The organism is Glaciihabitans sp. dw_435 (assembly GCF_018449675.1).
Taxonomy (GTDB): Bacteria; Actinomycetota; Actinomycetes; order Actinomycetales; family Microbacteriaceae; genus Glaciihabitans.
In genome coordinates, this window is record NZ_JAAVUZ010000009.1 from 90,662 (window position 1) to 102,511 (window position 11,850).

Genomic DNA, 11,850 nt, shown 5'->3' on the forward strand with positions numbered 1-11,850 from the left:
GACCCTCGCATTGGATGATCTGCGCACGACCGTGACGGACCGTTGCGTTGCAGTGGCAGAAACGATGTTCGTGCGGCGTGTCGGTGCTTTGCAGCACGCACTACTGCGGAACGCACACTAGTGTGGGGTGCACAGTCCAACGCACTCGTGCCCACCGTTCAAGGAGTCCCATGGATACAACCCAGCTACTCAAGGGGGTGCTCGACGTGGCCGTACTTGCCGTCATCCAGGAGGAAGACGGCTATGGCTACGACATCGTGCGCCGCCTCCGTCAGGCGGGCCTCGATGAGGTGGGCGACGCGTCCGTCTATGGCACCCTGCGCCGCCTGTACAGCGCCGGCGCGTTGTCGAGCTACGTGGTTCCGTCGGACGGCGGTCCGCATCGCAAGTACTACGGCATCAACACCCAGGGCCGCACGATGCTGCAGGACCAGCGCCGCAGCTGGGCCAGCTTTTCATCGACCATGACAGCGCTGCTGGACACCAGCGAAGCCACCCGCGCATCCACAGCCACGATCGGAGATCGCTCATGAGCGCCGTGTACCTCACCCCCACCGTGATCAACGAGTTTGCCGCCGCGGTTCGCACGGCGCTCGCGGGCCTCAGCCCCGACGAGATCGACGAGCTCACCGACGGCCTCGAGGCCGACCTCGCCGAGAGCGCGAGCGACTCCGGATCCATCGACCTCGGGGATCCGGTTGCGTACGCGGAGGAACTGCGAACGGCGGCCGGTCTGCCCCTGCCCGCGGCAGGCAAGCGCTCGGTGCATCCGCTCAGCGAAACGCTCGCACTTGCCGCCAGCTTCCGGGTGCGTCTGCTCACGAGCCTGCGGGGCAATCCCATTACGGCGAGCATCCTGGAGACGGCGATCGCCCTGCGTCCGGTGTGGTGGATCGCCCGTGGCTGGGCCGTGTATGAGCTGGTGTATCTCGTGTTCTTCGGCGGGCCCGTTCGGCTGATCCCCCAGTCGCTCACGCACCTCGTCATCGTGCTGCTGTTTGTCGCGCTCAGCGTGCAGTGGGGACGCGGTCGCTGGCTGCCATACCAGTGGCTGAAGCTCGTGCGCATTGCGGCCAGCATCGTCGCGGTCATCGCGCTGCCCGGGGTCATCTCCGCCGCGATCGGCAACTCGACCGTCTACTACGACTCCGTGGGGGAAGCGACTCCGATGGGGCTGACCCAGGACGGGCGGGCCGTGACGAACATCTTTGCCTACGACGCCGACGGCAATCCGCTCACCAACGTGCAGCTGTTCGATCAGGACGGCACTCCCCTGTCCGGGCAGACCGACGACACGATGTACGTCACGCAGTACGACGACTCCACCGGGACCGAAACCGTCGTGGTTCCGAGTGCCTCCGTTCCCGGTCGCGCGGGCTGGAACGTCTACCCGCTGCGCGTCGCGCCGCCCGGGACCCTCGACGGCGTGACCAACCTCAGCGCGCTCGCGACGAACCCCTTGTTGACTCCGGCGCAACTCCCGTTCGATCACGTGCAGGCGCTGGCACCCATCACCCCGAGCCCCACCTCAACCCCGTCGGCGCAGCCCTCGGCGACACCGGGCGCGACCGCGCCTCCGACTGCGCTCCCCACGTCCACCCCTGCGCCGGTCGGCCCGGGAACCGGAACCACCCCCACGGCGGCTCCGTCACCGTCGATCACCCCCGTACCCACGACCACGAAGAAGCCCTGACCAGCGCGGCGCCTGGCCGAGGCATCCACCCCACTTGCGCTACCGTGACACGATGACCGCCGCCTCTTCTCCCGATCACGCGGCGGTCCTCGCCGTCATCCACGGCATGTACGCCAACTACATGACGGGCAACCGGGTCGGCATCGACGAGGTTCTCGCCGACGGCTTCACGATGTACGACTCCGCGCACACCCCGCTGATTACCGGCTTTGATGAGCTGAACGATGTGCGAGCCGGACGCCCGAGCGCCGACGGCCCGCCGAGCGAAGTCCTGACCGAATACGACGTGCACGTCTCCGTCGACGACGACCTCGCGATCGCCGCGTACATGCTGCGCGTGGACTTTCCCGACCGGCCCGGCGCCGCTCCGGAGATCTGCCGGGTCACGGCGGTCATGCGGAGAGTGGATGCCTCGTGGCGCATCATTCATCTTCACGAGGATGTTCTCCCCGCCGAAGTTCTGGCCAGCTGAAGCCTCCTCCCGCTAGTATCCAGAGCATCCCGTCCGACAATCGAGAGACTCTCATGGCTTCGAGTTACGACTTCTTCATCACCGGTGACCACGAGGCGGCGAAGGCGCTGGTGGCGTCATCGCTCACCGAGCAGGGCTACAGCATCGCAAGCACGCCCGCCGGTGGATTTGTGATCTCCCGCGGAAGCGTTGCGGGCACCGTGCTCTGGGGCGCCATGGCGGGCAAGAAGTTCCACATGCGTTTCGACGTGGAGTTTTTCGCCGATGACCAGGGCCGTACCGTCGCCCGCCTCAACCGCGGACTCGCGTCCGGCATGCTCAAGGGCGGCGCAATCGGGGCAAGCAAGACGGCGAACGGCTTCCAGAACATCGCGCACGAACTCGGCAAGACCCTCACCGGCGCCGGCGTTCTTGCCTCGACGCTCGAAAACTAGTCGGTCCCGCCCGTCATTTCCCCCACCCACGGAGCCTTCCTTTGACTGACGAGCGCCCTCCGGCGATACCGCAGCCGTACGAGCTGCCACCTGAGCAGAAGTATGCGCCGCCGCCGTACGGGCAGTCGCATGAGCAGCAGTACGCGCCGCCGCCGTACGGGCAGCCCTACGGGCAGCCCTATGGGACGCTTCCCTATGGCGTCGCGCCCTACCGACCCACCAATACGCTCGCGATCATCTCCCTTATCACCGCGTTCTTCGTCCAGCCCGCCGCAATCGTGACCGGACACATCGCACTGTCGCAGATTAAACGCACGGGCGAGGCCGGCCGTGGACTCGCGATCGCGGGCCTGGTGGTTGGCTACGGCACCATCGCCCTGGCAATCCTGTGGATCGCATCCGTCATCATCATCGTCGTGACCAACGCCACGTCACCGGGCACAACGTCCCTCTAGACACCCATCCGCTTCACCCCACGAAAGTGACATCGCATGACTGACACCGATCCCCGCGAGCCGCAGCTGCCGGCCCCCGCGCCGTACACACCTCCGGTAGCCGACGCGCAGCCCGCCTACACGCCCCCGGTAGCCGACGCGCAGCCCGCCTACACGCCTCCGGTAGCCGACGCGCAGCCCGCGTACGCCCCGCCGGCAGCGCCCGCGCCCTACCAGTCGCGGCAGTACGGACAACCCGGCGGTGTCCCGCCGTACGCCGGCCAGCCCGGATCCCCGTACCAGCCGCCGTACATTCCGCTTGCCAGCCAGCGCACCAACACCCTCGCGATCATCTCGCTCGTCACGGCGTTCTTCCTCTCGCCCGCCGCGGTCATCACCGGGCATATGGCCCTGTCGCAGATCAAGCGCACGGGCGAGGGCGGAAACGGTCTCGCTGTCGCCGGCCTCATCCTCGGCTACGTCGGAGTGTTTTTCGGACTGATCTGGTTCGCGTTCATCATCGTGGCAACGGTCGCCGGGATCGCCGAGTCCTCGTCGTCGTACTCGTACTGATCACGCAACCGGCGTCGGGCAGGTAGCCGGGCGACGGAAAGCCGCGCGCCAGCAGGGGCCCCGCGGCTGGCGTCGGCGGCCTCCTGCCCGCCGCTACTATGAGCGCGTGAATCCTCTCGGTACGGTGGCGTCGACACCCGGCGCCCTGTACCTGCTGGGCACTTCCCTCATCGGACGCCTCCCGACGGCGATGGCGGCCCTCGCGATCGTGCAGCTGGTGCGGCTGCAGGGCGGCAGCTACACCCTCGCCGGGGTTTTGACCGCGATCTACATCGTCGCCTCGGCGGTCGGTGCACCCGCGCTGGGACGGTGGGTCGACCGCCGCGGCCAGACGGGTGTGCTCGTCGTTTCCGCGATCCTCAGCTCGGCCGCGTTCGCGGCGGTCGCGCTGTGCGCACACAGTGCGCCGGTGATCGCGGTGGTCGGGGCCGTGCTGGCCGGCCTGTTCACGCCCCCACTCGAGCCGTCGCTGCGTTCACTCTGGCCCCGGATCATCCCGGATGGAAAGCCGCTCAAGGCGGCATTCAGCCTCGACGCGGGTGCCACCGAACTGCTCTTCATCGCCGGACCGTTGCTCACGGTTGTGGGGATCTGGGCGTTCGGGGCGACCGGAAACATCCTCTTTGCCGCGGCGCTCGGTCTCGTCGGCACCCTCGGGTTCGCGTCCAACCGGGTGTCGCGGGCTGCCGGACGCTCCGAGCACGCGGGGCTCCGCCACGTGTCGCCCGTGCGTGACGCCCGGTTCCGCCGGCTCGTCGCCTTCACCTTCGGCGTTGGTGTGCCGGTGGGCGTACTCACGATCGCGGTCACCGTCTACGGCGAGCGCAACGGGATCGACAGTTTCGCCGGCTGGGCCCTCGCCGTCAATGCACTGGGCGCGCTGGCTGGAGCGACAACGCTCGCGCTTCGACCCCTCACCCGGTCGCCGCTGCGCGCCCTCGCCGCGTGCGGTGCCCTGCTCGGGCTCGGCTACGTGCCGCTCGCGGTCGGCGGGCTGCCCCCGGGCGCGTGGCTCGTCTGCGCCCTGGTCGCCGGATTCATGCTTCCCCCGACCCTCGCGCAGGTCTTCGAGTCGATCGAAAAGATCAGTCCGGCCGAGTCCCTCACCGAGGCCAACGCGTGGATCGTCAGCTCCATGAACGTCGGCGTCGCCCTTGGCACCCTGGCCGCGGGCGCCGTCGCGAACTCTCCGGCGGCGACAACCGTGCCCCTCATCGTGGCCGGCGGAATCCTGGTGACGGTGCTGCTATCGCTCGTTGTGCTGCCCGAGCGGATGTCCCGGCTCGGCTAACGCCATCGGCCCGGGGCGCGCCCACCCGACGCGAGCACCACGGCCGGGTGGTCATCGGGAAGGCCGTGGCGCTTGCCCTCCTGCAGCAGGGCGACGTTCTTCTTCTCCCAGTCGAGGATGCTCTGGCGCACCGGCTCGAGTGCCTTTCCCTCGGCACACGCGCTGAGGGATTTACCGCACACGCAGTACATCGGTTTCGCCGGGTCATCCCGATGCAATTCCGACATTGCCCAGAGGGCGGCCATCGCCCAGTCGATGCGGCGGGTCGCGAGAACTGTGTTGCGCTCGGCGCGCTTGACGGCGTCGCTCTCGAGCAGCGCGCGCACGCCGGCTCCGGCGGGAGTTACCGCGGCGCTGTCGGCGGCTGCCTGCTCGTACTGGCCGGCCACGACCGCGGCGAGCTGGGCAACCTGCTCGGTGAGGTCCGCGATGGTGGCATCCCGCGTGCCGATGGTCTCGGAAGCGTCGGCGGCGAGCGCCGCGGCGTCCTGCTGCGCTTCGGTGAAGAGATCCAGCCAGAGGGCGACGTGATCGCTGTCGCGGCGCTCGGCCTTGTCCGATCCGAGGTGGTGCACGCAGTGCGCGCAGACGACCTGGTCGGTCGCCGAGGTGAAGTGGAAGGGCTGCTGCGACCGGCAGCACAGGCACTGAGCGTCGAGATCGACGTGTAGTTGGTACGAGTGGGCCACGCGGCTCCTTGGGCGTTGGTGGATACCCGCGCAATCGGTGGCGCGATGGCTGTAGCGTACCCGGCGGGTGCGGAATTCCCCGGGGGTTTCCGTCGCGTTAAGTGTCTCAAATCCCAGACACCAATGGGTCGGAGCGTGCACCGCTGGGCGCACGGATGCGGTCAGATGGAGGCATCCACATCGAACGAGAGCCGACCATCGTGACACACACGCATGAACCCCGCCCGGTACGAGCAGCGCGAGGAAACACCCTCACCGCCAAGAGCTGGCAGACCGAGGCGCCGCTGAGGATGCTCATGAACAACCTCGACGCCGAGGTTGCCGAGCGTCCGGATGACCTCGTCGTGTACGGCGGTACCGGCAAGGCCGCGCGCAGCTGGGAAGCGTATGACGCGATCGTGCGCACGCTCGAGGACCTCGAGGACGACGAGACCCTGCTCGTGCAGTCGGGCAAACCCGTCGGCGTCTTCCGCACCCACACCTGGGCTCCCCGCGTGCTGATCGCCAACTCGAACCTCGTCGGCGACTGGGCAACCTGGCCCGAGTTCCGCCGGCTCGAGGCGGCCGGACTCACCATGTATGGCCAGATGACGGCCGGCTCCTGGATCTACATCGGCACCCAGGGAATCCTGCAGGGAACCTTCGAGTGCTTCGCGGCCGTTGCCGACAAGCGCTTCGGTGGAACCCTGGCCGGCACGCTCACCCTCACCGGTGGCGCCGGCGGAATGGGCGGCGCGCAGCCCCTCGCGGTCACCATGAACGGCGGCGCTGTGCTCATCGTCGATGTCGATCCCGCGCGCCTGAAGCGCCGCGTCGACCACGGCTACCTCGACGAGATGACCGACGACCTCGACGACGCTGTTGCCCGCGTGCTCGCCGCCAAGGATGAGAAGCGCGCGCTGTCCGTCGGACTGGTCGGCAACGCGGCATCCGTCTTCCCCGAACTCCTGACGCGGGGCATTGCCATCGACGTAGTGACCGACCAGACCTCGGCCCATGACCCGCTCAACTATCTGCCCGAGGGCGTGACCGTCGAGGAATGGCACGCGAAGGCAGCCGCGGACCCCGAGGGATTCACCGCCGCGTCGCGGGCGTCGATGGCCAAGCAGGTCAAGGCAATGGTCGAATTTCAGGATGCCGGAGCCGAGGTGTTCGACTACGGAAACTCCATCCGTGCCGAGGCAGTGCTCGGCGGGTATGACCGCGCGTTCGAGTTCCCCGGCTTTGTGCCCGCGTACATCCGTCCGCTGTTTGCCGAGGGCAAGGGACCGTTCCGCTGGGTGGCGCTCTCGGGTGACCCGGCAGACATCGCGGCGACCGACCGCGCCATCCTCGAGCTGTTCCCCGAGGACAAGAAGCTCGCCCGCTGGATCAGCCAGGCATCCGAGAAGGTGCACTTCGAGGGGCTTCCCGCACGCATTTGCTGGCTCGGCTACAAGGAGCGCCACCTCGCCGGGCTCAAGTTCAACGAGATGGTCGCCTCGGGTGAGATCAGCGCACCGATCGTGATCGGTCGCGACCACCTCGACTCGGGCTCTGTCGCCTCGCCGTACCGCGAGACCGAGGGCATGGCCGACGGATCCGACGCGATCGCCGACTGGCCCCTGCTCAACGCGCTGCTCAACACCGCGTCGGGCGCCACCTGGGTCTCCATCCACCACGGTGGCGGCGTCGGAATCGGCCGGTCCATCCACGCCGGGCAGGTCATCGTCGCCGACGGAACACCGCTGGCTGCCGAGAAGATCGAGCGCGTGCTCATCAACGACCCGGGCACCGGCGTCATGCGTCACGTCGACGCGGGCTACGAGCGTGCTGCCGAGGTCGCTCGCGAGCGCGGCCTGCGTGTTCCGATGTGGGAAGAGTAGATGACGGTTTCTCCTCCCACTGGCGCCACCGCGCACGGGCTTCTCGCCGGCCTTGACGAGATTCGCGGGGTCGGGCGCGATGCCCGCCGCGGCGGATACTCGCGGCACGCGTGGCAGCCCGCCGAACTCGAGCTGCGCGACTGGTTCGTGGAGCGCGCGGTGCGCCAGGGCCTCGACGTCGATGTCGACCGCAACGGCAACATCTGGGCGTGGTGGGGTGCTCGCGGCGACAACGCCGTCGTCACGGGCAGCCACCTCGATTCGGTGCCCGGCGGCGGAGCCTACGACGGACCCCTCGGCGTGGTCAGCGCCCTCGATGCGATCGCGCGCCTGCAGGCGACGGGCTTCGTTCCCACGAGACCGTGCGCCATTCTCGTCTTCGCCGAGGAAGAGGGATCCAGGTTCGGCATCGCCTGCCTCGGCTCGCGACTGATGACAGGGGCCATCGACCCCGACCGCGCCCGCGCCCTCACGGACTCCGATGGCATCAGCCTCGCCGAAGCCGTGAGCAACGCCGGCATCGACGCGAGCAGTCTCGGGGAAGACGCCGCCGCGCTTGCCCGCATCGGTGTGTTCGTCGAGCTGCACGTCGAGCAGGGGCGGGGTCTCATCGACCTCGCGAGCCCCGTCGCGGTCGCGTCATCCATTCTCGCCCACGGTCGCTGGAAGCTACTCTTCACCGGCGAGGGCAACCATGCCGGGGCCACGCGCATGCAGGACCGGCGTGACCCGATGGTCGCCGCCGCGCGCTCGATTGTCGAGATTCGGGATGCCGCGGCCGCCAGTGAGGGCTTACGTGCAACCATCGGGAGGATAGACGCCGTCCCCGGAGGCACCAACGTGATTTCTTCGACCGTGAGCACGTGGCTGGACGCGCGCGCGGTCACCGACGCGGAAACGTCCGCGCTCGTGGCCGACATCACCGCCCGCGTCACCGACGCTGCCGCCGCGGAGGGGTGCGGCGTCGTGATCGCTCAGGAGTCGTGGAGTGGATCGGTCTCGTTCGACCCGGCGCTGCGCGACAGGCTCGTTGGCGCGTTGAGCGGCACGAGTGGGCCCAGCGGCACCGGCGGCCCGAGCGGCACGCTCCCCATTCCCGTTCTCCCCACCGGCGCAGGCCACGACGCGGGTGTGCTCGCCTCGCGGGTTCCCACGGCGATGGTCTTCGTGCGCAATCCCACCGGCGTCTCGCACTCCCCCCAGGAGTTCGCGAGCCTCGACGACTGCCTCGAGGGCGTCGTCGCGCTCGAGCGCGTGTTGCGGGACCTGCTGTGACCTTCTGGTGCGCGTCCGCGCTGATCGCCGGCCGCACGGAGTCCAACGTGCGCGTGCACACCACGCCAGACGGCATCATCGGACGCATCGAGGTCGGCGTGCAGCCGGGGCCCGGCGACATCGCGCTCGGCACGGTCATCCCCGGCATGGGCAATGCCCACTCGCACGCGTTCCACCGCTCGTTCCGCGGACGCACCCACTCCGACGGCGGCGACTTCTGGCGCTGGCGCGAGTCGATGTACGCGGCGGCGGCGGCCCTCGACCCCGAGCTGTACTACGAGCTCGCCGTGGCCGTTTTCTCGGAAATGCTGGTCAGCGGCTGGACCGCAGTCGGCGAGTTCCACTACGTGCACCACCAGAACGACGGCACCCCCTACCCGACCGCACATGCCATGGAGCTCGCCATCGCGGCAGCGGCGCGCGACATCGGCATTCGCCTGACCCTGCTCGACACCGTCTACCTCCGGGGCGGGGCGGGCCTTCCCCTTTCCGAGCTGCAGCTGCGCTTTGGGGATGACTCGGCGCGCAGCTGGATCCGTCGCTGGCAGTCACTGCGCGACTCCCTCGGGGGCGGCGATGTCACCCTCGGCGCCGCCATCCACTCCGTGCGGGCGGTGCCCCGCGGCGCCATCGCCACGATTCTCGCGGAGCTGCCACCCGGCGTGCCGCTTCACATCCACCTGTCCGAGCAGCCCCAGGAGAATGCGGAGAGCCGGGCCGAGTACGGCCTGACCCCGACCGGTCTGCTCAACGAACTCGGCGCACTCGGACCGCGGCTCAGCGTCGTCCACGCTACGCACCTCACCACCACCGATATCGCCCTGTTGGGGTCCGCGGGTGTCTCCGTCGTCATGTGCCCCACCACGGAGGCCGACCTCGGTGACGGGATCGGTCCCGCCCGCGCGCTGGCCGATGCCGGGGCATCCATCGCTCTCGGATCCGACCAGAACGCGGTCGTTGATCCCTTCCTCGAAGCACGCGGGCTCGAGGCGGGCGAACGCCTGTCGTCCGGCAAGCGCGGGCGCTTTTCGCCCACGGAGCTCAGCGCCGCGCTCACCACCGGTGGGTATCGCTCGCTGGGCCACGGCGTCGCGGGCATCCGCGCCGGCGCATGGTGCGACCTCGTCGAGGTCAATCCGCGCTCGCTGCGCACCGCGGGGGCGTCCGTCGAGCAGCTGCCCCTCGTCGCGACCGCCTCCGACGTGCTGCGCGTGATCGTGGGAGGCAGGGTGGTCGCCGATTCGGGGCGGCTCGTGTCTGCCGACCTGGCGGGCTTCCGTTCCGACCCGGCCGCTCTGTTGGGCGACGCCCTCGGCAAACTCGATGACGTGCTCGCACGGCGGGAGAGAGTATGACCTCCGAACTGATCACCGACATTGGCGAGCTGTCGACGCAGGCCGACGGTGAGTCGCGCCGGCACGACGCCGCGCTGGTCGTCGAGAACGGCCGCATCGCCTGGATCGGTGCGGCGCGGGATGCCCCCGATGCCGACGTCCGCACGTCGGTGGGGGGCCGCGCCGTTCTGCCGGGCTGGGTTGACTCCCACTCCCACATGCTGTTTGCCGGCGACCGCTCGGCGGAGTTCGAGGCGCGGATGGCCGGACAGAAGTACGCCGCCGGTGGCATCGGCACGACCGTGCGGGCGACGCGGGCAGCGACCGACGCCGAACTCGAGGCCAACCTGTTGCGGTTGCGCGACGAGGCGCAGGCGCAGGGCACCACATTCCTCGAGACCAAGACCGGATACGGACTCGACGTCGAGTCCGAGCGTCGCTCGGCTGAGATCGGCTCCCGCGGCGCGGACGTCGTGACCTACCTCGGCGCGCACCTGGTGCCCGAGGGAATCTCGGCGCGGGACTACCTCGATCTGGTCACCGGCCCGATGCTGCAGGCAGTGCTGCCGTGGGCCACGTTCATCGACGTGTTCTGCGAGACCGGTGCCTTCGACGTGGAGCAGTCGCGTGAGGTGCTCACCGCGGGACGCGATGCCGGGCTCGCCCTCCGCGTGCACGGCAACCAGCTCGGACACAGCGGCGGGGTTGCCCTCGCGGTCGAGCTGGGCGCCGCGAGCGTCGACCACTGCAACTACCTGACCCGCCAGGATGTCGATTCGCTCGCCTCCTCGGGCACCGTCGCGACGGTGCTGCCGGCGTGCGACCTCTCGACGCGGGAGCCCTTCGGTCCCGCCCGCCAGCTCCTCGATGCCGGAGCAGTACTGGCGATTGCCACCAACTGCAACCCCGGCACTTCCTACACGACGTCGATGCAGTTCTCCGTTGCCACCGCGGTGCTGCAGATGCACCTCACGATCGAGGAAGCGGTCTGGGCAGCCACCCGCGGGGCCGCCCGAGCTCTGCTGCGCGATGAGGGCGACGACGCCGTCGGCATCCTGCGCGTGGGCGGTCGCGCGGATCTGCAGGTGCTGAACGCGCCATCCGTCTCCCACATCGCCTATCGACCAGGCGTTCCCCTCACGACCGCCGTCTGGCGGAGTGGACACCGAACGGCGGACCTGTCCCATGGTTTCTAGTACAGCAACGGCGGTGAAGCGGATGCCGGCGAGCGGGCGCACCACGCAGCCCTGGCGCAACGGCGGCGGAAGCACCACCGACGTGGTGGCGTTTCCCGCGGGTTCGACCCTCGATGGCTTCGTCTGGCGGGTGAGCATCGCCACGATCGATGGCGACAGCGAGTTCTCGCACTTTCCTGGCGTCGATCGCTTTCTCGTGCCGCTGACGGGACGCCTCGACCTGTCGGTCGACGGCGCGGTGCGCACGCTCGATCGCTTCGACGTGTGCGCCTTCACGGGCGAAACCGCCGTCGCCTCGACCGGCGTCACCACCGCGTCCGATGACCTGAATCTCATGGTGAGGCGCGGGTGCGCGACCGGCTCCCTCGAAATCATCACCATCGACCGTGAGCTCGTGGTGCACTCGTCGCGGGGCGAGAGCGTCCTGATCGTCGCCCTCGACGGCAGCCTTACCGCCGATGGCGAGCCGCTCGCCGATCGCGATGCGGTGCTTCTCGGAGCGGCTCCCGCCCGCTTCGACTCGCAGCTGGTGATGCGGGGCGATGGCGTGGTGGCTGTCGCCCGCATTACCTCCACCTGATCCCCGGCGCCAGG

The 11,850-nt window shown here is 69.1% G+C and carries 13 protein-coding genes; 12 read left to right on the top strand and 1 reads right to left on the bottom strand.

The window, feature by feature from the left end:
• Positions 1–170 precede the first annotated feature (170 nt).
• From HB677_RS12725 to HB677_RS12755, 7 genes are all read left to right on the top strand, one after another.
• Complete coding sequence (locus HB677_RS12725; protein ID WP_213816087.1) at positions 171–533, top strand: PadR family transcriptional regulator; 363 nt, start codon at positions 171–173, stop codon at positions 531–533.
• Positions 530–1,693 carry a hypothetical protein gene (locus HB677_RS12730; protein ID WP_213816088.1) on the top strand — a complete coding sequence of 388 codons (1,164 nt, stop codon included), beginning with the start codon at positions 530–532 and terminating at the stop codon, positions 1,691–1,693. Before HB677_RS12725 ends, HB677_RS12730 begins: the two co-directional genes overlap by 4 nt.
• Positions 1,694–1,745: 52 nt before the next feature.
• Complete coding sequence (locus HB677_RS12735) at positions 1,746–2,165, top strand: nuclear transport factor 2 family protein (protein WP_213816089.1); 420 nt, start codon at positions 1,746–1,748, stop codon at positions 2,163–2,165.
• 53 nt (positions 2,166–2,218) lie between these two features.
• A complete protein-coding gene (locus tag HB677_RS12740; protein ID WP_213816090.1) occupies positions 2,219–2,599 on the top strand; it encodes a hypothetical protein in 381 nt (126 codons plus the stop codon).
• Between the two features lie 41 nt (positions 2,600–2,640).
• Positions 2,641–3,054: a DUF4190 domain-containing protein gene (locus tag HB677_RS12745; protein WP_255546591.1), complete on the top strand. Its 414-nt coding sequence runs from the start codon at positions 2,641–2,643 to the stop codon at positions 3,052–3,054.
• A gap of 36 nt (positions 3,055–3,090) precedes the next feature.
• Positions 3,091–3,606: a DUF4190 domain-containing protein gene (locus HB677_RS12750; RefSeq protein ID WP_213816091.1), complete on the top strand. Its 516-nt coding sequence runs from the start codon at positions 3,091–3,093 to the stop codon at positions 3,604–3,606.
• Positions 3,607–3,712: 106 nt separating this feature from the next.
• Positions 3,713–4,897 (top strand): MFS transporter, encoded by a 1,185-nt coding sequence (locus HB677_RS12755; protein ID WP_213816092.1) that lies wholly within the window; start codon positions 3,713–3,715, stop codon positions 4,895–4,897.
• Here the strand turns inward: HB677_RS12755 and HB677_RS12760 are convergent.
• Positions 4,894–5,586 carry a hypothetical protein gene (locus HB677_RS12760; protein WP_213816093.1) on the bottom strand — a complete coding sequence of 231 codons (693 nt, stop codon included), beginning with the start codon at positions 5,584–5,586 and terminating at the stop codon, positions 4,894–4,896. The genes HB677_RS12755 and HB677_RS12760 overlap by 4 nt on opposite strands.
• A gap of 200 nt (positions 5,587–5,786) precedes the next feature.
• Here HB677_RS12760 and hutU point away from each other — a divergent pair, with 200 nt between their 5' ends.
• The 5 genes from hutU to HB677_RS12785 are packed head-to-tail and all read left to right on the top strand — an operon-like array spanning position 5,787 to position 11,836.
• Positions 5,787–7,451: a urocanate hydratase gene (gene hutU, locus HB677_RS12765; protein ID WP_307852596.1), complete on the top strand. Its 1,665-nt coding sequence runs from the start codon at positions 5,787–5,789 to the stop codon at positions 7,449–7,451.
• Positions 7,452–8,726 (top strand): allantoate amidohydrolase, encoded by a 1,275-nt coding sequence (locus HB677_RS12770; protein ID WP_213816095.1) that lies wholly within the window; start codon positions 7,452–7,454, stop codon positions 8,724–8,726.
• Complete coding sequence (locus tag HB677_RS12775) at positions 8,723–10,081, top strand: formimidoylglutamate deiminase (RefSeq protein WP_213816096.1); 1,359 nt, start codon at positions 8,723–8,725, stop codon at positions 10,079–10,081. The genes HB677_RS12770 and HB677_RS12775 overlap by 4 nt, the downstream gene beginning before the upstream one ends.
• Positions 10,078–11,256 carry an imidazolonepropionase gene (gene hutI / locus HB677_RS12780; protein WP_213816097.1) on the top strand — a complete coding sequence of 393 codons (1,179 nt, stop codon included), beginning with the start codon at positions 10,078–10,080 and terminating at the stop codon, positions 11,254–11,256. The genes HB677_RS12775 and hutI overlap by 4 nt, the downstream gene beginning before the upstream one ends.
• A complete protein-coding gene (locus HB677_RS12785) occupies positions 11,246–11,836 on the top strand; it encodes a HutD family protein (protein ID WP_213816098.1) in 591 nt (196 codons plus the stop codon). The genes hutI and HB677_RS12785 overlap by 11 nt, the downstream gene beginning before the upstream one ends.
• The last annotated feature ends 14 nt before the right edge of the window (positions 11,837–11,850 follow it).

Coding starts and splice junctions, on each gene's coding strand:
- HB677_RS12750 (WP_213816091.1), top strand. CDS start 3,091: ATGACTGACACCGATCCCCGCGAGCCGCAGCTGCCGGCCCCCGCGCCG.
- HB677_RS12785 (WP_213816098.1), top strand. CDS start 11,246: ATGGTTTCTAGTACAGCAACGGCGGTGAAGCGGATGCCGGCGAGCGGG.
- HB677_RS12725 (WP_213816087.1), top strand. CDS start 171: ATGGATACAACCCAGCTACTCAAGGGGGTGCTCGACGTGGCCGTACTT.
- HB677_RS12740 (WP_213816090.1), top strand. CDS start 2,219: ATGGCTTCGAGTTACGACTTCTTCATCACCGGTGACCACGAGGCGGCG.
- HB677_RS12735 (WP_213816089.1), top strand. CDS start 1,746: ATGACCGCCGCCTCTTCTCCCGATCACGCGGCGGTCCTCGCCGTCATC.
- HB677_RS12730 (WP_213816088.1), top strand. CDS start 530: ATGAGCGCCGTGTACCTCACCCCCACCGTGATCAACGAGTTTGCCGCC.
- HB677_RS12770 (WP_213816095.1), top strand. CDS start 7,452: ATGACGGTTTCTCCTCCCACTGGCGCCACCGCGCACGGGCTTCTCGCC.
- hutI (WP_213816097.1), top strand. CDS start 10,078: ATGACCTCCGAACTGATCACCGACATTGGCGAGCTGTCGACGCAGGCC.